The organism is Shewanella psychrotolerans (genome assembly GCF_019457595.1).
In the GTDB taxonomy this organism is placed as follows: Bacteria; Pseudomonadota; Gammaproteobacteria; order Enterobacterales; family Shewanellaceae; genus Shewanella; species Shewanella psychrotolerans.
In genome coordinates, this window is sequence record NZ_CP080419.1 from 3,477,299 (window position 1) to 3,497,553 (window position 20,255).

The following is a 20,255-nucleotide window of genomic DNA, read 5'->3' on the forward strand; positions in this document are numbered from 1 at the left end:
AAATAAAAAACGCACCACTAAGGGTGCGTTTTATCATAATTGCGTCACTGACGCAGCATTATCGAGGCTAAGTAACCATTTTACTTATAGTCGTCAATCGGTGCGCAAGAACACATTAGATTACGGTCGCCATAAACATCATCGATACGGTTAACCGTTGGCCAGAACTTGTTAGCCTTAACCGCTGCACTTGGGAACACCGCCAATTCACGGCTGTATGGACGTGAGTCGAACTCAGGGTCCATGATGTCAGCCATGGTGTGTGGCGCGTTGTGCAGTGGGTTGTTATCCACTGGCCACTCGCCTGCTTCTACTCGGGCGATTTCGCCACGAATGGAGATCATCGCATCGATGAATCTGTCTAGCTCAACTTTAGACTCAGATTCGGTTGGCTCAATCATTAAGGTCCCAGCAACAGGGAAACTCATGGTTGGCGCGTGGAACCCATAGTCGTTTAGACGCTTAGCGATATCCATTTCGGTTACGCCAGACGCTTCTTTAAGCGGACGCAGATCGATAATACATTCGTGAGCAACGCGGTCATTACGGCCAGTGTAAAGCACTGGATAATGAGCAGATAGCTTCTTCATCATGTAGTTGGCGTTAAGCAGTGCCACTTGGGTAGATTGTCTTAAGCCTTGGAAACCCAATAACTTAATGTACATCCAAGTGATAGGCAAAATGCTCGCGCTACCGTATGGTGCAGCCGATACAGCGCCGTTGTTGTCTGATTCACGACCATGTTTAACCACGGCGTGACCTGCAACAAATGGCGCAAGGTGAGCTTTAACACCAATAGGGCCCATACCTGGTCCACCGCCGCCATGTGGAATCGCGAAGGTTTTATGCAGGTTAAGGTGAGACACGTCGGCACCGATGAAGCCAGGAGAGGTTAAGCCCACCTGCGCGTTCATGTTGGCACCATCGAGGTAAACCTGACCACCATGGCTATGGATGATTTCGCAGATCTCGCCGATGGTTTCTTCATACACACCGTGAGTCGATGGGTAAGTGACCATGATGCATGAAAGATTTTCGGCCACTTCGGCTGCTTTAATCTTGAGATCTTCCAGATCGACGTTACCCGCTTTGTCACATGCGGTAACCACGACTTTCATCCCCGCAAGTTGTGCTGACGCAGGGTTAGTACCATGAGCAGATTGTGGGATTAGACAGATGTTTCTGTGCGCATCGCCACGTGATTCATGGTACTTCTTAATGGCTAATAGGCCCGCGTATTCACCCTGTGCACCAGAGTTTGGCTGGATGCAAACCGCATCATAACCTGTGATATCAATAAGCCATCTTGATAACTCTTCGATAAGCTCAGCATAACCTTGGGCCTGATCTTGTGGGCAGAATGGGTGCATGTTACCAAACTCTGGCCAGCTAACAGGCATCATCTCTGTCGCCGCGTTTAGCTTCATGGTGCATGAGCCTAGCGAGATCATTGAGTGGTTTAGGGCTAAATCTTTGTTTTCGAGACGCTTGATGTAACGCATCATCTCGGTTTCGCTTTGATAGCGATTAAATGTTGGGTGAGTCAAGATAGCATCGGTACGCACAAGCTCAGCAGGAATTGAACTACTGCCATTAGCCACAATGCTGGCATCGATTGCAGCTACGTCTAAGCCATGACCTTCACCTAAAATGACATCAAATAGCTGAGTAATATCGGCGCGAGTCGTTGGCTCAGAGATGCTTACCCCTAAGATACCATCGCTATCAACACGTAGATTAATACCCGCAGCAGCTGAGCGTGCAACAACGGCAGCACTATCGGCAAGCTTAAATGAAACGGTATCGAACCAAGTCTTGTTGACCAGTTCTACGCCCTTAGCGCTTAGGCCTGCGCCCAAGATATCGGCAAGGCGGTTAATACGCTGAGCAATGGTTTTAAGCCCTTGTGGGCCATGGAATACGGCGTAGAAAGACGCCATATTGGCCAATAACACCTGTGCAGTACAGATGTTTGAGTTAGCTTTTTCGCGGCGGATATGTTGCTCACGAGTTTGCATTGCCATACGCAGTGCGCGATTACCGCGAGCATCTTGTGAGACACCGATAATACGACCCGGAAGTGAACGCTTGTGCTCATCACGAGAGACGAAAAATGCCGCGTGTGGGCCACCAAAGCCCATGGGTACGCCAAAACGCTGCGCGCTACCAAAAACAACATCTGCGCCCATGGCACCTGGTGATTTAAGCATAACCAGTGACATGATATCGGCTGCTACGGTAACGACCGCTTTTTTCTCTTTTAGCGCAGCAAATAGCTCAGTGAAATCACGAATTTCACCATGACGGTTGCTGTACTGGAACATGGCGCCAAATAGCTCGTAGTTAACGGCCTCTTCTGCTGGGCCAGTCACAACCTCAAAACCAAAACACTCGGCGCGGGTTTTGACCACGTCGACAGTTTGTGGGAATACGTCATCGGCAACGAAGAAGATATTGGCTTTTTTAGCCTTAGATACACGCTTAGCTAATGCCATAGCTTCGGCTGCTGCGGTCGCTTCATCGAGTAATGATGCTGAGGCTAAATCAAGACCAGTTAGATCCATCGATACCTGTTGGAAGTTTAGAATCGCTTCTAGACGACCTTGGGCGATTTCTGGCTGATATGGAGTGTAGGCAGTGTACCAACCGGGGTTTTCAAGCACGTTACGTTGGATAACACTTGGCACTAACGTGCCGTGGTAACCCATACCTATGTAGCTTTTAAACACCTTGTTTTTATCGGCAATAGCGCGAATAGCGGCCATACCTTCGGCTTCGCCACATGCACTACCAACGGCAAGGTCGCGGCCTAGACGAATCGACTCAGGTACGATCTGTTGTGTTAAATCTTCTAAAGATTCTGCACCAACGAAGTTCAGCATCTCTTGCTGCTCAGCGCTGTCCGGGCCAACGTGACGACGGATAAATAGTTCGTGCTGCTCTAACTGAGTGAGTGTTTCTTTGGTCATGTTAAACCTAGTTCCATATTTGCCAGCATCCTACCTGTAGGGAGGGGTTACCGGTCTCGTTTTAATGTTGGGCTGTATAACGAACAAAGCCCCATGTCACATTGTCACGGGGCTTTGTTGATATCGACGTTTACTCTTCGTCGATAACTTCTTGATAACCTTCGGCATCAAGCAAGCTGTCTATTTCTGATTCATCAGAAGGCATTAAGCGGAAGAACCAACCGTCACCATATGCATCGCTGTTAACTAGCTCTGGAGAATCTTCTAGTGATTCGTTTACTGCGATCACTTCACCAGAGATAGGTGCATAGATGTCAGATGCCGCTTTAACAGATTCTGCAACGGCGCAGTCATCGCCAGCGCTAACCGTATCGCCAACTTCTGGTAGCTCAACGAATACCATATCACCGAGTAGTTCTTGGGCATGTTCGCTGATACCAACAGTGTATGAACCGTCAGACTCCTTGCGGATCCATTCGTGTGAAGAAGCGTATTTGAGTTCAGCTGGAATATTGCTCATTATTTTTGTTCCTTGTTCCGTAATGCTAAATTTACTAATCAGACAATGCGTTGATTGTTACTGTTAAGACATAGGTTCGGTTACTTGCTCATCGACGAGGTTAGCCCAAATTTATGGGCTATTTGTGGAGTTAACGCGCAATTGAGTGATCTCATTTGCGACTTTAACCACCAAACTAGCCTAATTGGCTATTGCCTCGTCAGCTTGTTAGAAAGCTTGTTTACCGTTGCGTACAAAGCTAGGTGCGATAACTTTAACAGGCACACGCTTTTTACGCATCTCTACTTCTGCGACTTCACCAACAGAATTAGGTACACGCGCCATTGCAATAGAATAGCCTAAGGTTGGCGAGAATGTACCACTGGTAATAGTGCCTTGCTGCTCAACGCCGTCAGCGTCGGTAAAGAACACTGCCATACCAGGACGGATAACCCCCTTCTCTTCCATCACCAAGCCCACAAGCTTATCTGTTCCAGCGGCCTTGATAGCGGTTAACGCTTCACGACCGATAAAGTCACGATCTTGTGGTTCCCACGCGATGGTCCAGCCCATGTTGGCCGCGAGCGGGTTAACGCTTTCGTCCATATCTAAACCATATAGGTTCATACCAGCTTCTAAACGAAGCGTGTCACGCGCACCTAAACCACATGGCTTAACGCCATTATCGAGTAGCGCTTGCCAAAGGGCGGCGGCTTCATCTTCAGGGACAATGATCTCGTAACCCGCTTCACCGGTATAACCCGTAGTGGCAATAAACAAGGAACCAGATTGCACACCAAAGAAAGGCTTCATTCCTTCTACTGCAGCATTTTGCTCGGCAGTAAATACCATTGCCGCTTTCGCTTTAGCATTCGGGCCTTGAACAGCGATCATCGCCAGCTCTGGGCGCTCGGTAATAGTGACATCGAAGCCTTTTACTTGCTCGGCAATCCAAGCCAAGTCTTTTTCACGCGTCGCTGAGTTGACGACCACACGGTAGTGAGTGTCAGTGAGATAATAGGTGATGAGGTCGTCGATCACGCCAGCATTGTGATCTAGCATGCCGCCATAAAGCGCCTTACCAGGTACTTTTAATTTGGCTACATCGTTGGCCAATAGCTTACGTAGAAATTCACAGGCCTCAGTACCAGTGACATCAACCACTGTCATGTGAGATACGTCAAACATACCTGCGTCTTGACGTACAGCGTGATGTTCTTCAATTTGAGAGCCATAGTTTAGCGGCATGTCCCAACCATGGAAGTCAACCATCTTGGCGTTAGATTCCAAGTGCTTATTAAAGAGTACAGTTTTATTAGCCATTATTATCTCTTCTTTATGCCCTTTTCGGGTCTTGCCTGGCAGCAACCACATAACGAAAACGTAAAGGTAATGACCTGACCGATAGGTTCGGCAACCAACTCATTTATCAATTTAGTCTTAGCTATGCGGCACCTAAGTGTGCTTTATAGACACACCTGAACGCAGGGTACGTTTGGCCAGGATGTGATCGCAAAGATGAATTTTTGCATCAATTGCGGTGAATAAGATGCATCGACCACGCTTAGTCTAAACATGGTCAATGGTATCAAAATGCGGCGAAATTATACCTTGCGTCACAGTTTTGTATACAAGAGAATTTTCTAATCCGAACGATTTTAGCATTACTTTTTCTCATGTTAAAAATGTAGTTTTTTTTACATAAAAAAGAGCTATCGAAATGAAAAACCCTCAAGCTTCTGTATTTAAATACAAAATTAATAAAATATGTGATTTTCTCAACCGCTATTTACACAGCGTCGGCAGACGAGATTTGTTCCCCATCGCTTGCTGCATAAACAGTGTTTTCACAGGAGAAAAGTTATCGACCAAGTTTAGGCCAATATCTCGCACCGCTTTCTTAATCGGATTACTGCCATCGAATAAGCGCTTAAAGCCTTCCATTGCGGCAATCATCTCTAACGCATCGGCTTTACGCCAACGCTCTAGTGGACGCAAATTAGCATAATCACCAATATCTTTACCTTTACGCTTAAGCTCTACGAGGGTTTCAATGGTGGCTGCGGCATCGAGGAAACCTAAGTTAACACCTTGGCCTGCTAACGGATGAATGGTATGAGCTGCGTCCCCAACTAACACTAAACGATGACGAGCAAAGTGGCGGGCATAACGCATGCGCAGCGGAAAGGCTTGCCGCTCACTGGCTAACTTACACATCCCTAGTTTACCGTCGAATGCGGCGGTGAGGCTACGCTCAAACTCAGTAATATCGCCATCTAATAGCGATTGCGCCTTGGTGGGGGGCACCGACCACACGATAGAGCAGAGATCGGGTTCAAACAGAGGCAAAAAAGCTAATGGACCCTCGCTAAGAAATACCTGCCTAGCAGTGTCATTGTGCGGTAACTCAGTGCGGATAGAAGCAACGATGGCATGATGACCATAATCCCAAAAGGTCATTGGGATCTTACACTGTTCACGCACCCAAGAATGAGCGCCATCGGCACCGATCACTAAAGCAGCAGCCAAGTTGTCGCCATTATCTAAAGTGAGCCAAGCTTCACGTTCGCCAAAGGCGATTTTATCGAGACGGCGATTCTCAAGGTGAGTAATTTCATTGAGTTCTGCTACGCGCGTCGCGAGTCCATAAGCGATGTTATCGTTCTCAACAATGCTACCTAAGGTCTGCTCGCTAATGCTGTGCGCATCGAAACCAATTTTGCCTAAGCCGTCTTTGTCCCATACCGCCATCTTTTGATAGGGTCCGATGCGAGACTCATCGACATAAGCCCAAGCGCCAAGATGGGTGAGTAAACGTTGGCTCGCCTTATTAATCGCACTGACGCGCAATCGAGCATCTCCGGATACCGCCTCGGTTTCGCCCGCATCGATAACCACTACTCGCAACTCTTCCATAGCGAGGCCTATGGCGGTTGCCAGTCCCACCATACCGCCGCCAACAATGGCTACATCATAGGTTTGTGTACTGAACATAGGATTATCCTTTATAAAATCGATGTCGTAGTTTGAGGTGACTTCCAGCCCATGGCTTTACGAGCGATAGGCGTTTTAAGTGGCGGACACCAAGAAAGCAGTCGAAGACCAAGGTTGCGTCCGGCGACCAGTGGCCAATATTGATTAGAGAAGCCACGCACTAAAAACTCGACGTTGTTAATGGTGGACTCTCTATCATCAGTGCGCTCGGCGAGATATTGGTGAGTCAGCTTAGCACCGCCAATGTCTTCATCATTAATTAACGCTGCACGCACTTGTTCGATTAAACACACTAAATCCCGCAGCCCTAGGTTAAAGCCTTGGCCAGCGATAGGATGCAGCGTCTGGGCAGCATTGCCTATAAATACGGTGCGTTGATAGATAGGCCTTTGCATATAAGAAAGTTTTAGAGGATAGGCGTGGCGCTCACCCACATCGATAAACTGCCCAGCCCTAAAACCAAAATCGCTTTGCAGTGTCGCTAAGAATTGCGTTTTAGAACCACTGAGCATCTGCTCGGCTTTTTCTGGCGACAAAGCCCACACTAGAGAGACTCGCGCCTGACCGTCGACATTAGCCATTGGCAATACGGCTAATGGCCCGGTGTCAGTAAAGCGCTCATATGCCCATTGCTCGTGAGGCTTATCGGTAGCGATATTGGCCACCACAGCGACTTGTTCAAAATCGACCTGCTCAAGGGGTAATTTAAAGTCGCGCCGCACAATAGAATTGAGTCCATCGGCGGCCACAACCAACTTAGCATTAAGCTGGCGACCATCATCTAATCGCAGTTGATTACTGTCGACGCCAGCCGTAATGCTAGCAACCTTAGCGGGACAATAAAGAGTCACCCGCTGTTTATCGAGTAAGGTAAATAGCGCCGCGCCCACTCGCTGTAACTCCACCACCTGTCCAAGATAAGGCAGATAAAAATCGCTAGCATTGAGGGTGGTCATGCCAAAATGACTGCGATCAGAAACATGAATATTTTCAATCGCAGTGCCTAGGTGCGCCAGCTTTGGCCAGATCCCCAAACGAGTGAGTTCGAAAATAGACCCTTGGGCGATGGCAATTGAACGCGCATCGAAACCAGGATGCTCAGCGCCGGGACGGTTGGCCTCAATTAACGCTATTTTCAGTGGCCGCTTAAGCTCTTCTGACAGCTTGGTTAACCCTAAAGCTAAGGTCGCGCCAGCCATTGCACCACCAACAATAGCGATGTCAAACTCACTTTGCTGTTGCGTATTCTGAGTCTGGGTATTCTGTGTTTGCGTAGTCTGCGTATTCTGTGTTTGCGTATTCTGTGTCTGCGATCGTGTCGAAGCGCTCATTCACTTTCTCTTTTTTAGCAGGCATTTAGCTATGCCCGCCCCTGTTTAGCTAGCGACTGCCTAACTCGTCACTCGCTTAATGAATTGTTGAATCTAGATCTTGATTGTCATTCTGCTCACGACCAAACTCGGCGTAACACAGCAACGCTGCCATGCGGGCAAACTCCATTAGCTCAATATAAGCCGCTTCAGATTCGTCATCATCCCCCACATCGAACTCAACCTGAGCGATTTCGGCGAGATCGTTAATCACTTCTTTGACATCCCGAGAAGCACGATTCAATTTCGGCTGCACAATAGCCAGACCGGTTAAGAAGCTCTGCACCCACAATGACAGCGCCTCAACACGCTTAGCGAGTGGCTCCTCCTCTTCTGGCGCCATTGGCGTAAAGCCAAAGTCTTCATCAGTAATGCGAGCCAAGGTATCTTGATAGAGTTCCTCAAGTAACTGAGTCAACGACGGTGGCGGCAATTGGCCATCGTTAATAAGTTCAAGCAGCGATTTTAACCATTCACTTTTCGCTTGCCCGACACCACCGCAGATCAGCCCAACTAATGAACCATGGACTTCTACAGGGTGCTGTGCAATTTCAGCGCTATTCAGCTCTGCCAATAAACTATCAATACTTAAAGAGGGAGGCGTTGCCATAACTTATTCCAATCATTATTTATCTGCACACATGCTAGCAGAAGTGCCCCGTTCGACCAAGACTAACAACCTAAGAGCGAGAGCAGATTAATAAGCATTAGCCATGAAGAAGAGAAGACCCAACAGAGTTATGTGGACGCTTTAGTCATCTTTAGCTGGATTTTTCCACGTTTTCTGCGGCTGTGATGCGAATATTGGTTATCTAAACAACATTTAATCTAACAAAGTGTTATTAGGGTCCAACGCTTGTTGCACTTTAAGATTCAGACCGATATAGTCCGCTCAACAACACGATAAAAGGATCTACATCGCAATGAGTAGCCATGCTATAGAAATTAGCTTAATGGGCCGTACCTACTCCATCGCTTGCCCGATTGGTCAAGAAGATGCTTTGCGCCATGTAGCAGCTAATCTGGAAAAACAGTTAAGCTCTCTTCGTGCCCGAACAAATAATCTAAGTCGGGAAGAGATCGCTATCATGGCAGCGTTAAATATTGGCTATGAGCTATTAGAAGAACAGCAAAAAAATCAAGATTATATAAAGCAGATGGATGACAAAATTGGTCTGCTGCAATCGACTTTAGAGAGCGCCCTAGTTGAGCGTTCATCTCAAGAAGATTAAAATCGCTAGCTAACGGCCTTTTACTTAATAGAAAATTAGCTAAGCTTTAATAGAGTTAACCGTGTTGAGGTTAATTCGATACTCAAAAAGAGTATCAATGAAACGTTTTTGCTCCCTGTGGTGTGCGTGAGTCGGTTATGTCCCTGTGCCGATATTTACAAACTCAGGGTGAATGTTTTAATGACATTGTGCAAGCTCGGCTCGAACCGAGAAGCCTTAGGATTTAATCATTTACCCGCCTTGAACCTACGGTTCAAGGGCTACACCGTTAACGGCATCTTGGGGAGCAATTCAAATTAAGAAACCATCGCCTTAATCAGCGGTGGTTTTTTTATAGCGGCAAATCCCCGCCTTGAAACATCTATGGATTCAAGGGCTACATCGTTAACGGCATCTTGGGGAGCAATTCAAATTAAGAAACCATCGCCTTAATCAGCGGTGGTTTTTTTATAGCGGCAAATCCCCGCCTTGAAACATCTATGGATTCAAGAGCTACACCGTTAACGGCATCTTGGGGAGCAATTCAAATTAAGAAACCATCGCCTTAATCAGCGGTGGTTTTTTTATAGCGGCAAATCCCCGCCTTGAAACATCTATGGATTCAAGGGCTACATCGTTAACGGCATCTTTGGGGGAGCAATTCAAATAGAGACACTTTAAGCTAGAAGCTCGAAAGTGATAAGGCCAGAAGGTAAATATTCCTTCTGGCCTTTTTTGTATCCGCGCGGCAAGTTAGCAAGTTAATATATGGCATCGGCTGAATCTAACGTTAAACTAAAACATCACCGTCAGGAGTATTATATTGAAACCAACGCCTGCAGTTATATTGACAACAACAGCATTGCCAAAAACAAATGACGCTGTTTGCGCATCGAGTGAACAAAACAAACAAACTATACTGACACGCAAAGAGCTGCGTGCTCAGGTGCGTAACGCTCGTCGAGCACTCTCATCTGAAGCGCAAATTGAGTTTGCACTTCAAGCATCAACGTTTGCATTGAATGTGATACAAAAACGGGGAGCGAAACGAGTCGCGCTGTATCTAACCAATGATGGTGAACTCGATACAGAGCCACTTATTAAGGCATTATGGCAAAAGGGTGTTGAGGTTTATCTGCCCCGATTGCACCCTTTTACCGCTGGTAACCTTATCTTTTTAGCTTATACACCAAACTCAACAATGACTAAAAATAGCTTAGGCATTTGGGAGCCTAAGTTAGATATACGCGAGATGAGATGCACTTGTGAAATTGACCTTATCATCACCCCATTAGTTGCTTTTGATAATGAAGGTAATCGGATGGGAATGGGCGGTGGCTTCTATGATAGAACCTTAGCGAATTGGCAAACCAGCGGACGCCCGCTACCTGTCGGTTATGCCCATGACTGTCAACGAGTAGAGCGGTTACCGACACAACACTGGGATGTTCCCTTGCCGATAATTGTGACGCCATCTGGCGTATTATCAATATAAGAAAGTGATCTACTCAGCGTGTTTTTGGCAACTCATTCAAGACGAATAGATGATGGAATGCTTGCTCCCTTGTGAGGCTATTCATCAAAACGTAAACTGGTTTTAGCCGAACCTTTCGGGCAGCGTTTATTGGTCATTTTTACAGCGTTGTCGACTTTTTACGTAGCATAATTTTTATGTAGCATAACTACACCATAAGGTCTCTGTCTGGTAAAAATGAGCAACACTTGCGGCAAAAATAACCTAGAAAGTTAAACGGGCCCTAATGTTTTGACACAGACTTAAGGGGAGCCTCTAAAATTATCTTTTCCTTCCAATAATCATTCGTTTCAAAGCCATACTCAGTGAGCAAGCGTTTCACCTCTCCACTACGATGCATCTCGCGCAAACTACGATTAAAGTCATCGAGTATCTGCTGATAGTTAGCTAGTTTTCGAGATACCCCTAAATGAAATTGCTCGACGCTAAGCGGTTCACCTATTGGCTCAAACTTCCCCTTAAACTCATCACCTCCTTTAGTGATCAAGTATTTGGCAACATCTTCACTGATCAACACTAGGTCGATTCTTCCAGCCAATAATTTTCTGAGATTGACAATATCGGTACTTACAGCTTCCGTGTGCAGTTGAGCATTTTTAAATTCGGGAGGGTTAGCATACCCCCTACCAACACCTATATGGTACGGACGGAGATCTTCAATATTCTTATAATTAATCTGGGCACCCACACGCTTGTACAACAAAATGTTGACTGACAGCAGGGGATCAGAAAAAGCTATCCAAGCCTCACGCGATTCTCGATACCAAACACCAACGAGCACATCGGCAAGACCTCTCTTTATAATGACCTTAGCGCGTGCAAAGGGATAAAAATGATGTGACAGTGGATACCCTGCATGTCGCAATGCAGCCTCAGTTAGATGATAAACTAAACCATTACCTGCAATTTCTGGTGAATAAAACGGTGGGTATTCGCTAGACACACTGCTTAATAAATTCGCCCCTTTATCTTGCGCTAACGCCATTCTTGCATCAGCTAAATAAAGCGGAACGATAGGAGAAGACTTGGCAACAACCACACAAGAAAAAGCCAAACAGAGTAAGGCTAAATACAAACACAGTGCACGAGTCACCGCGACATAAACATAACGGCCTCGCTTTCTCGTATAGGCCACACGATGATCATTAGCGCTGGAGAGCTGATAACGAGCAGGGAAACTCAACATAGTTAGGTAAACACTCTTTATTTGTTGTTATTACAAATTTTAGCCCAAATTCGCTCTGTCGGTTTAACCATTCAACAGTCCTTACTTTGCTTCAATTGCCAAACGAGCTAAAGTATTGCCAATTGCATTAAACCAAAGTAATACCAATCAGTATAAAGATGTGATCGCTCAGCGAGAATTTACCATTAAAGGTTAGCGCTTATGAGGCAAGGTCTTTAATTACTCCGGCATTAAAGACATTCACAACGTCCGACCTCTAGGGATGGAGGGAATGTCTTAAGTATGTCGGCAACATACAAGACCTTGTGGTTTGCAACGAGTTTGAGCATAGTTGAACTAAGCTCAAACTCGTTAACACTGCATCTAAAGCGCTAACACTCGCCTGTTAGGCGTGTTTTTTACCTTGCTACTTCTGCGTTGAATGGCCTCACAAGGGAACAAGCATTCCATCCCCCATTGGCCTTGAACGAGTTACCAAAACACACGCTGAGTCGGTCACTTTCTTATACTGATGGGTATAACCACTTAACTAAAGGATCCTGTGATGAAAACCACCGCTCGAATTTTTCCCTTGATTTTTATTGCTCTGAGCGCTTGCTCTATACAGTCGACAACAGTTAACAGCACTAACGTCGAGCCTACGCCCATGCCAATAGGAGATAACAGCAGAACCTCATTAGATTGGCCAGGAGTGTATGAAGGGCTACTTCCATGCTCAAATTGCAAAGGCATTAAATTACGCTTACAACTCAATAGTGATAATAGCTATCAGCTCACTCAAAACCATTTAGGGCAAACGGATACACCAGAGGTTCAAATAGGTCACTTTAACTGGAATGCCCGCGGCAGTTATATCACGCTAGATACCAATGAGTCCCCTATGTTATTTCAAGTTGGTGAAAACCAGCTGTTTATGTTAAATAGCGATGCAACACGAATATCTGGCGAACTAGCCAATCGTTATCGGTTGCTAAAAGTACAGTGAGCCCTGAATATAGAATCACTTGCACCAGAGTTTTTCACAAGGCATATCACCCACCATTTTCTCAAATTCGGGGCAGTTACGAATGAAATACCTAGCCTCTTGGCATGAGGTCATCTGCAAACATTGCTGCCTTGCATCACATTCAAACACAATATGGCTTAAATCCTGTTTGCCAATATAGTACTCAGATCCGGGAGGAAATAGCCCCGCAGGAGGTTGGATATTAACAGGCTCAGGGGCATAGTTAATCACCATTAAGTAGAGTAAATTAGCTAGCGCTAAAGGCAAAACCACTAAACCAATTTTGGTGGACCAACTTATTCTATTGAATTCTTCAAATTGGGTTTGAGGCTCAAATGGTGAGGTCAATTTGATGGGATTTCCAAGGTCAATTTCACCCTTAGTAACGCTTACGCCTCGAAGACTGTCCTTCCATTGACGATAAACTACCTGCTCCCCTTCTTGAGGCATATGCTCATAAGGAAGCAGATTAATCCCTAAAATACGTAACTCATCGGAACCATCATCAGGAGCAATAAATCCTACTCGCTGCTCTTTGTTCCAACGAACAAGCCTTCCTCGCTTTGCTCGAATATCCATATCTAACCCGCCATATTGCTTCCACTGCAAAGTTCAATCAATGAGCTGAAACTATTAACGATTTGCTCTAAACCTTTGGAGTCGCATTCCGATGCTGACCAAAGTTAACAGTTTGTTACCCACACATATGAATATAATGAGGATTTATCGTTACAGCAAGTATGAATTACCAAATCATCTCACTCATACTTGCCAGTCAATCACAGTGCCTGCATTTATTGCTAATAATTCATTAATTTTCGAAAAGTGACCACAGCCAAAAAAGCCGCGATATGCAGATAAAGGCGATGGGTGAGGCCCAGAGATCACCTGATGATGTTCCTGAGTCACCAACTTAGCTTTTTTAATCGCATGGCCGCCCCATAGTACAAAGACAATCGGCTTAGGCTGAGCATCAAGCAACTTTAACGCATTGTCGGTAAAGGTTTCCCAACCCGCTTTCGCGTGAGAATGGGCCTTTCCCTGCTCTACGGTTAATACCGTATTTAACATCAAGATCCCCTGCTCAGCCCATTTGACCAAATGGCCATGATTTGGGGCCTCAAACCCCTCAATATCAGTCACCAGCTCCTTATAGATATTAACCAATGAAGGCGGTGTTTTTATGCCAGGTTTTACCGAGAAACATAAACCGTGAGCCTGTCCTTCTCCGTGATAAGGATCTTGACCAATAAGAACCACACGCACTTTATCTAAAGGGGTTAGATTAAAAGCGCTGAATACTTCATCGTCACTGGGATAAATCACTTTTCCACTAGCACGCTCGGCTGCAACAAAATCCTGCAACTGACGAAAATATGCCTGCTGCGACTGCAACCTAATAAAGTCATTCCAATTAGTGATATTATTCATACCCTTCTCTTTATATCTATCCAAAAAACATATAAAATCAGTGATTAAAGCATGCTTGGAAAAGCAAGCGTGTCTATTTTTCCACCATTGACTTATATCCATTGCATTAATTAGAGCATACCTGTAGATGAAATTAGCTAAACAACAGGGTTTCACCCTTATTGAACTTGTCGTTGTCATCATCGTTTTAGGTATCCTCGCTGTTACCGCGCTCCCCAAATTTTTAAATGTATCTCAAGATGCTCAAATATCGAGTGTTAAAGCCACAGGCGGAGCATTCAAGTCAGGAATTAACTTAGCCCATACAGTTTGGGCAACCCGAGTAGGGGCTGGTCCTGCAGAAAACCTCCCCACCTTTGGTAACGCTGAAGCGGGAGAGATGGATTTTAACGATGCCGGATGGCCTGCTCAACACTATTACACAGACAATGAAGCATCACCACAACTCGACCATGTGGAAGACTGTATTTCGGTCTGGGAAACACTGTTTGAAGGTGATGAACCTAGCATATCAAAATTCGATAGCAGTGATGAAACCGACTACAAGGCAAACTATATTTCGCCTAATCAATGTCGTTACAACTTTACCGACAATCAAAACCTGAGTATTTACTACGACTCACGCAATGGCCAAGTGAGTGTCGATAGCGACCCTAATAGCTAATAGCCATTGTAATCAGCACATCAAGTCGCCCAGAATAACCGATGTTGATCCCATAACACCAAATTCAATGATTCACTATTGGCTAATTTAAGTTAATATCGGTTAATTACATCCACTCATTTGTGAGCAAAAAGCATGTCAGAACAAGCAAAAGAAACCACTATTTTTCAAATCGCAGATCAATTTATAGCGCTAGCTAACGAACTTAGCAGCAAGGAACAAGATGTGGGCAAAGTTGGTACCGCATTGCGTTTTGCCGCGGCTCGCTTTAATGCATTTGAAGCATCGCTAAAATCGGCAGATTTAAAAGCAGAAAAAAACAATGCACTAGAGTGGTTTAGCAAAGAATACCATGACATGCTCAATGATAACTTAGATGACCATATCGATAATCCGCCAGTAGTACAAACTGAGCCAGTGCAGGATGACGCGGTAAAAGTATTTAAAGGCTAAGTTGCTGATTGGATTAAAATGCCATCGTTCCCGCAAAGGAGCACGGTGGCATTTTTGTTTCTATCGTCTTTTATGTTCTAACACTTTTCGCACGCTCAAGCTTATACCTTAACCTTCAAACCTTAGCCTTCAAACCTTCGCCTTCAAATCTTAGATAGTCACCAACACGCGCACAGCCAGCGCGATAAGCACTAGTCCCGACAATTTATCGATCAAAACAGCCTTCTCTTTTAGTTTGGGCAATACCGCTTTATGAGAAAGTAAAAAAGCGATAATAGTGTACCAAAGCCCGTCTACAACTAATGGCGTTAGCACTATCACCGTTTTCCCCCAGAGGTCATCGGCAACCATAACGAATTGACTAAATAGCGCTAAAAAAAACAGCATGATCTTAGGATTAAAAAGTGAGATAGCGAGCCCATCTCGCGCAGCAGTGAGCGCATCAGTCTCTTTGCCTGCCGCGAGCCTTTCCGACATGCCACCTTTAGAGCGTAACGCTTGTACACCCATGTAGGCCAAATAAAGGGCGCCCACTATCGCAATGCCGTTAAAAATCAGCGGAGCTTGCTTTAACAATACCGCCAACCCGAGCAGCGTCACCAGCGCGTACACACCTATACCTATAGAATGCGCCCAAGCACAAACGATCCCTTTAGCACGTCCACCTCCTAACGTATGGCGCACCACCATGGCAAGACTTGGGCCGGGAGACATGGCTCCTAGACAACTGATGGCCAACAATCCTAGCCACACACTAAAACTCATGATAAATCCTCTTTAACTTTACGCAATATCGCGCTAATTATGCCACGGTACAATCTAAATCTGAGACACTTAATTCAAACAACAAAAGAAAATTACCAAACACTCCATTTCTAGCCTACCTGCACAAAAATCACCAAGCACAGTAAATAGTGCGTAGCTCAGCACTCACCAGCAGCCACTATTATTGTTGTGTTCAAGAATGTAAGGAACCGCTGCTTACAAATAGTCATCTAGCGACACAAAACATCATTTGCAAACAAACTTATTTAACCTGTTAGACTCACATAAATTTCAGCACGCTTTAAGGCACTCTCAGATCAATATGAATACTATCCTTCTTGTCAGCGGCATGACGTTAACTGTACTTGTGCTACTCATTATTTTTCTAGGATTTAAAAAAGCCAAGGGCAGCCAAATCCCACTAGCCGTGCTGCTCCTGCTCGTTTGTTTTACAGCCATGAATGCCGCGGTGACCTACTTTATTTATCCTAAAGAAGATATTAACGCCTACAAAAGCTTAGTTTGGCAGTCGTTAATTCAAGAGCAAATCGCTCCCTTAGTCGCTCAAGATAAGACAGTGTTTGTCGATGTTAGCGCCGATTGGTGCAATATCTGTAAAGGCAACAAAGATGGTGTGCTTCATCGCGAAGCCGTGGTTAACCTTTTACAGCGTGACAATATGGTGCTGATGCGAGGCGACTTAACTCACAGTAATGCAAAAATCGAAGCCTTTTTAGCTGATTACAATGCCTTTGGTGTGCCTTTTAACGTGATTTACTCACCGAGCCACCCAAATGGCATCGTGCTTCCCCGAGTACTCGATTACCAACAAGTGATCTCCCTACTCGATAGCAACTAACATCTCATGCTTTTATTATTAATTCGCGGTATTTCGTGACTTATTATAAACTGACACTAGTGTTTTATGACAACGTAAAGAGATAATGGCTATGACTCCATCGGAAATCGATCCTCAGGTGGACTTTCTTCCGGAGAATAAACTACTCCTCAATGCTGTCGGAGAGGGAATTTATGGTTTTGACCTAAATGGCAATGCCGTGTTTATCAACCCTGCGGCAGAGCGGATGACAGGCTGGACAGCACAAGAGTTACTTGGCACCAATATCCATAATTGTCATCACCACAGTCACGCCGATGGCAGCCACTATCCTCAAGAAGAGTGCCCGATCTACAACACACTGCACGATGGGATCGCTAGAGAGATTAGTCATGAACTGTTTTGGCGCAAAGATGGCAGTAGCTTTCCGGTACATTACACTTCAACTCCTGTATATAAAAATCAAAAGCTTATTGGTGTAGTCGCGATATTTCGTGACATTAGCATTCAAAAACAAACCGAAGACTCTCTCCGCCAAGCGTTAGAGCAAGTACAAGCCTTGTCGGAAAAACTGGCCAGCGAAAATGACTATCTATTGACTGAATTAGCTAGCCACACGGGTGATGTAAACATTGCCGGTGAAAGTCTGCCTATTCAAAATCTTATACAACAAATAAAGTTAGTGGCGAATACCAATAGTACGGTATTAATCAGTGGTGAAAATGGCACAGGTAAAGAACTGGTAGCCCGCAATATTCATCGATTAAGTGAGCGTAGCAATAAACCATTAGTCAGTGTCAACTGCGCGGCCTTCTCCCCTGCCCTACTGGAAAGTGAGCTATTTGGCCATGAGAAAGGGGCGTTCACCGGCGCCACCAGCCGCAGGAAAGGTCGATTTGAACTGGCGCATCAAGGCACACTATTTCTCGATGAGGTAGCAGAGCTATCGCTGGAGGCACAATCGAAACTGCTTAGAGTCATACAGGAGCAGGAATTTGAGCGCGTCGGCAGTAGCACGCCAATTAAAGTCGATATTCGACTCGTTACCGCGACACACCACGATCTACAGAAACGCGTTGAGCAAGGTTTATTTCGAATGGATCTCTATTATCGACTCAATGTTTTCCCACTGCACGTTCCTGCATTGCGAGAGCGACTCGACGATATCCCCACCCTAGTAAGCCATATCGTTGCGGGGCTAAACAAAAAGTTAGGTAAAAAGATCAAAGGGGTAAGTAAAAATGGTCTATCGAACCTTATGGCTTATCGCTGGCCTGGAAATGTGAGGGAGTTGCAGAATATTATTGAACGCCAAAGCATATTGACCCAAGGGCAAATATTACAGATCCCCCCACTACAAACAGAAGACGCTGCAGCCAATATCATCCATGGCAAAACATTACAGCAGGTAGAAACCGCTCATATTCGCCATACCTTGCAACAGCTCAATTGGCGAATATCTGGTCCTAAAGGTGCCGCAAGCGTACTTGGATTGCCTGCCAGCACACTAAGATCCCGAATGAAGAAGCTAAATATTAAGCGGCCTAGCTAACTGTCATCCCTGACAACTACAATTTTAGCGATATATCACCAAATCTTGATATATCGCGTATCAAATGAAGAGTTAAAAATAAAAAAACTATAAAATCAAAAAGATAAAGCGAGCGATAGTTGGTTCCTAAATTGCACTATAGGCGAACTTAACTCTGTATTTTAACGTTCGGAACCTCTTATGACTGATAGTGTTACCCCAAAGCCTAAGCTCGAACCAGCATCAGCGCCCGCCTCGCTCTCTAGCACGAATAGCAACTCCCAACCTCAGAAAAAACCGTCTGAACCAATTCCTATTACCTTTATTCCTGGCGAAAAAGGCAAGATCCATATCAAGGAGCAGAAAGGCTACTTTCAACGATTGAGAACAGGGATTAACACCCTATTAATTATCAGTTTCTTCTTAGTACCATTCATTCAATATCAAGGGCAACAAGCCATCTTATTTGATGTTGAAAACCAACAGTTTTCATTTTTCGGCACCACACTTTGGCCACAGGATTTCACCTTGATGGCATGGGTGTTTATTATCGCTGCATTTATGCTGTTCTTTATTACCGTCTTTTGGGGACGAGTATGGTGTGGTTATCTGTGCCCACAAACAAGTTGGAGCTTTATGTTTGTCTGGCTAGAAAAACAGATAGAAGGTAATAGCAACAAACGCTATGCCTTAGACAAAGCCCCCTGGACATTAGACAAACTCACTAAACGCGTCAGCAAACATCTATTATGGGGCGTTATGGCACTAATCACTGGATGTGGATTTATCGCTTATTTCGTTCCGGCGACACGCCTCTATGAAGATATTTTGAGCTTCAACGCCAGCTTTTGGATAACGACTTGGGTATGGTTTTTTGCTGTATGTACCTATCTAAATGCGGGTTTTATGCGCGAGCTTATGTGTTTGCACTGCTGCCCCTATGTTCGCTTTCAATCGGCTATGTTTGATAGCAACACCCTTACCGTTACCTATGATGCCAATCGCGGCGAATCTCGTGGTCCAAGAAAACGTAAACAAGCAACTGAACTAGGCGATTGCGTCGATTGTAATCTTTGCGTCGATGTTTGCCCCACAGGCATAGATATTCGTAATGGCTTGCAATATGAATGCATCAACTGCGGTGCCTGTGTCGATGCATGCAATCAGACCATGGACAAATTTGGCTACGCCAAAAATCTCATTAGCTATACCTGCGAAAATGAACTGCAAGGCAAACCTGCACAACGATTACATTCTTGGAAGTTTATTGGGTATGGCGCTGCGGTATTGATCATGCTTAGCGTTTTTGCGGCAGATATTTATCGCAAGGACGATATTCAGCTAAACGTGATTAGAGACAGACAGAGTCTTTATCGTGAGGTCGGTGATAATCGAATTGAAAACAGCTATACCTTGAAGATCCGCAATAAGACGCAACAAGCACAAAAATACCTTATCTATATCGAAGATCGTCATGATCACTACATCAACAACGACATTAATGTTGAGATAAGCATCAAGGCAGGTGAACAGCTAAGCTATCCCGTCACTGTCTATCAACAACGTAATGCCCGCCAAGATGAAAAGTTGTTCAAGCAATCGTTCAATTTCACGGTAATGAATCTTAACGATCCTCTTGATACCGTATCACAACAGACGCAATTCTTTACCCCATAAAGAATGCTCATATAGACCACCATTTGAAAACATCCTCTGTAAAGAGGATGTTTTCAAGGTCTGACCAGACCAAAAGGCTAGCAATAACAAAAGACTATAGATACAAAATCTTAAGCTTGTCGATTAT

The 20,255-nt window shown here is 45.0% G+C and carries 18 protein-coding genes and 1 other RNA gene; 9 read left to right on the forward strand and 10 right to left on the reverse strand.

Annotated features, from left to right (window positions below; translation table 11 throughout):
- Positions 1 to 80: 80 nt before the first annotated feature.
- From gcvP to K0I62_RS15370, 6 genes are all read right to left on the reverse strand, one after another.
- Positions 81 to 2,969, reverse strand: coding sequence for an aminomethyl-transferring glycine dehydrogenase (gcvP, locus tag K0I62_RS15345; RefSeq protein ID WP_220068934.1), 2,889 nt, complete (start codon positions 2,967 to 2,969; stop codon positions 81 to 83).
- A 130-nt stretch (positions 2,970 to 3,099) separates the two neighbouring features.
- Entirely contained in the window at positions 3,100 to 3,489 is a 390-nt protein-coding gene (gene gcvH / locus K0I62_RS15350; RefSeq protein WP_220068935.1) for a glycine cleavage system protein GcvH, read from the reverse strand.
- A gap of 207 nt (positions 3,490 to 3,696) precedes the next feature.
- Positions 3,697 to 4,791 carry a glycine cleavage system aminomethyltransferase GcvT gene (gene gcvT, locus K0I62_RS15355; RefSeq protein ID WP_220068936.1) on the reverse strand — a complete coding sequence of 365 codons (1,095 nt, stop codon included), beginning with the start codon at positions 4,789 to 4,791 and terminating at the stop codon, positions 3,697 to 3,699.
- A gap of 462 nt (positions 4,792 to 5,253) precedes the next feature.
- Positions 5,254 to 6,462, reverse strand: a complete 1,209-nt coding sequence (locus tag K0I62_RS15360) for an FAD-dependent monooxygenase (RefSeq protein ID WP_220068937.1) — start codon at positions 6,460 to 6,462, stop codon at positions 5,254 to 5,256.
- Between the two features lie 11 nt (positions 6,463 to 6,473).
- A complete protein-coding gene (ubiH, locus tag K0I62_RS15365; RefSeq protein WP_220068938.1) occupies positions 6,474 to 7,793 on the reverse strand; it encodes a 2-octaprenyl-6-methoxyphenyl hydroxylase in 1,320 nt (439 codons plus the stop codon).
- Positions 7,794 to 7,869: 76 nt separating this feature from the next.
- Positions 7,870 to 8,442, reverse strand: coding sequence for a UPF0149 family protein (locus K0I62_RS15370; protein WP_220068939.1), 573 nt, complete (start codon positions 8,440 to 8,442; stop codon positions 7,870 to 7,872).
- Between the two features lie 313 nt (positions 8,443 to 8,755).
- Between K0I62_RS15370 and K0I62_RS15375 the strand changes: the two genes are divergently transcribed.
- From K0I62_RS15375 to K0I62_RS15385, 3 genes are all read left to right on the forward strand, one after another.
- On the forward strand, positions 8,756 to 9,064 hold the full coding sequence (locus tag K0I62_RS15375; RefSeq protein WP_220068940.1) for a cell division protein ZapA: 309 nt from the start codon (positions 8,756 to 8,758) through the stop codon (positions 9,062 to 9,064).
- A gap of 109 nt (positions 9,065 to 9,173) precedes the next feature.
- Positions 9,174 to 9,354, forward strand: a non-coding RNA gene (gene ssrS, locus K0I62_RS15380) — 6S RNA.
- 512 nt (positions 9,355 to 9,866) lie between these two features.
- Positions 9,867 to 10,538 carry a 5-formyltetrahydrofolate cyclo-ligase gene (locus K0I62_RS15385; protein ID WP_434086817.1) on the forward strand — a complete coding sequence of 224 codons (672 nt, stop codon included), beginning with the start codon at positions 9,867 to 9,869 and terminating at the stop codon, positions 10,536 to 10,538.
- Positions 10,539 to 10,800: 262 nt separating this feature from the next.
- On the opposite strand, the gene K0I62_RS15390 is transcribed toward K0I62_RS15385, so the two are convergent.
- Positions 10,801 to 11,763, reverse strand: a complete 963-nt coding sequence (locus K0I62_RS15390) for a substrate-binding periplasmic protein (RefSeq protein ID WP_220068941.1) — start codon at positions 11,761 to 11,763, stop codon at positions 10,801 to 10,803.
- 544 nt (positions 11,764 to 12,307) lie between these two features.
- Between K0I62_RS15390 and K0I62_RS15395 the strand changes: the two genes are divergently transcribed.
- Entirely contained in the window at positions 12,308 to 12,748 is a 441-nt protein-coding gene (locus K0I62_RS15395) for a copper resistance protein NlpE (protein ID WP_220068942.1), read from the forward strand.
- Positions 12,749 to 12,763: 15 nt separating this feature from the next.
- Here the strand turns inward: K0I62_RS15395 and K0I62_RS15400 are convergent, their stop codons facing one another.
- Entirely contained in the window at positions 12,764 to 13,378 is a 615-nt protein-coding gene (locus K0I62_RS15400; protein ID WP_220068943.1) for a hypothetical protein, read from the reverse strand.
- A 153-nt stretch (positions 13,379 to 13,531) separates the two neighbouring features.
- A complete protein-coding gene (gene ung / locus K0I62_RS15405) occupies positions 13,532 to 14,200 on the reverse strand; it encodes a uracil-DNA glycosylase (RefSeq protein ID WP_220068944.1) in 669 nt (222 codons plus the stop codon).
- Positions 14,201 to 14,327: 127 nt separating this feature from the next.
- Here ung and K0I62_RS15410 point away from each other — a divergent pair, with 127 nt between their 5' ends.
- Both K0I62_RS15410 and K0I62_RS15415 read left to right on the forward strand, forming a co-directional pair.
- Entirely contained in the window at positions 14,328 to 14,864 is a 537-nt protein-coding gene (locus tag K0I62_RS15410; RefSeq protein WP_220068945.1) for a pilin, read from the forward strand.
- Positions 14,865 to 14,999: 135 nt separating this feature from the next.
- Positions 15,000 to 15,317 (forward strand): DUF3144 domain-containing protein, encoded by a 318-nt coding sequence (locus K0I62_RS15415; protein WP_220068946.1) that lies wholly within the window; start codon positions 15,000 to 15,002, stop codon positions 15,315 to 15,317.
- Positions 15,318 to 15,467: 150 nt separating this feature from the next.
- Here the strand turns inward: K0I62_RS15415 and K0I62_RS15420 are convergent, their stop codons facing one another.
- The gene (locus K0I62_RS15420) at positions 15,468 to 16,082 is read right to left on the reverse strand and encodes a LysE family translocator (RefSeq protein ID WP_220068947.1); all 615 of its coding nucleotides are present in this window, start codon (positions 16,080 to 16,082) and stop codon (positions 15,468 to 15,470) included.
- Between the two features lie 322 nt (positions 16,083 to 16,404).
- Between K0I62_RS15420 and K0I62_RS15425 the strand changes: the two genes are divergently transcribed.
- From K0I62_RS15425 to ccoG, 3 genes are all read left to right on the forward strand, one after another.
- Positions 16,405 to 16,941 carry a thioredoxin family protein gene (locus tag K0I62_RS15425; protein ID WP_220068948.1) on the forward strand — a complete coding sequence of 179 codons (537 nt, stop codon included), beginning with the start codon at positions 16,405 to 16,407 and terminating at the stop codon, positions 16,939 to 16,941.
- Between the two features lie 85 nt (positions 16,942 to 17,026).
- Positions 17,027 to 18,472 (forward strand): sigma-54 interaction domain-containing protein, encoded by a 1,446-nt coding sequence (locus K0I62_RS15430; RefSeq protein WP_220068949.1) that lies wholly within the window; start codon positions 17,027 to 17,029, stop codon positions 18,470 to 18,472.
- A gap of 180 nt (positions 18,473 to 18,652) precedes the next feature.
- Positions 18,653 to 20,128, forward strand: coding sequence for a cytochrome c oxidase accessory protein CcoG (ccoG, locus tag K0I62_RS15435; protein ID WP_220068950.1), 1,476 nt, complete (start codon positions 18,653 to 18,655; stop codon positions 20,126 to 20,128).
- The last annotated feature ends 127 nt before the right edge of the window (positions 20,129 to 20,255 follow it).

Excerpts from the sequence above, each read along its gene's own strand:
- gcvP (WP_220068934.1), bottom strand. The coding sequence starts at position 2,969 with ATGACCAAAGAAACACTCACTCAGTTAGAGCAGCACGAACTATTTATC.
- gcvH (WP_220068935.1), bottom strand. The coding sequence starts at position 3,489 with ATGAGCAATATTCCAGCTGAACTCAAATACGCTTCTTCACACGAATGG.
- gcvT (WP_220068936.1), bottom strand. The coding sequence starts at position 4,791 with ATGGCTAATAAAACTGTACTCTTTAATAAGCACTTGGAATCTAACGCC.
- K0I62_RS15360 (WP_220068937.1), bottom strand. The coding sequence starts at position 6,462 with ATGTTCAGTACACAAACCTATGATGTAGCCATTGTTGGCGGCGGTATG.
- ubiH (WP_220068938.1), bottom strand. The coding sequence starts at position 7,793 with ATGAGCGCTTCGACACGATCGCAGACACAGAATACGCAAACACAGAAT.
- K0I62_RS15370 (WP_220068939.1), bottom strand. The coding sequence starts at position 8,442 with ATGGCAACGCCTCCCTCTTTAAGTATTGATAGTTTATTGGCAGAGCTG.
- K0I62_RS15375 (WP_220068940.1), top strand. The coding sequence starts at position 8,756 with ATGAGTAGCCATGCTATAGAAATTAGCTTAATGGGCCGTACCTACTCC.
- K0I62_RS15390 (WP_220068941.1), bottom strand. The coding sequence starts at position 11,763 with ATGTTGAGTTTCCCTGCTCGTTATCAGCTCTCCAGCGCTAATGATCAT.
- K0I62_RS15395 (WP_220068942.1), top strand. The coding sequence starts at position 12,308 with ATGAAAACCACCGCTCGAATTTTTCCCTTGATTTTTATTGCTCTGAGC.
- ung (WP_220068944.1), bottom strand. The coding sequence starts at position 14,200 with ATGAATAATATCACTAATTGGAATGACTTTATTAGGTTGCAGTCGCAG.
- K0I62_RS15410 (WP_220068945.1), top strand. The coding sequence starts at position 14,328 with ATGAAATTAGCTAAACAACAGGGTTTCACCCTTATTGAACTTGTCGTT.
- K0I62_RS15415 (WP_220068946.1), top strand. The coding sequence starts at position 15,000 with ATGTCAGAACAAGCAAAAGAAACCACTATTTTTCAAATCGCAGATCAA.
- K0I62_RS15420 (WP_220068947.1), bottom strand. The coding sequence starts at position 16,082 with ATGAGTTTTAGTGTGTGGCTAGGATTGTTGGCCATCAGTTGTCTAGGA.
- K0I62_RS15425 (WP_220068948.1), top strand. The coding sequence starts at position 16,405 with ATGAATACTATCCTTCTTGTCAGCGGCATGACGTTAACTGTACTTGTG.
- K0I62_RS15430 (WP_220068949.1), top strand. The coding sequence starts at position 17,027 with ATGGCTATGACTCCATCGGAAATCGATCCTCAGGTGGACTTTCTTCCG.
- ccoG (WP_220068950.1), top strand. The coding sequence starts at position 18,653 with ATGACTGATAGTGTTACCCCAAAGCCTAAGCTCGAACCAGCATCAGCG.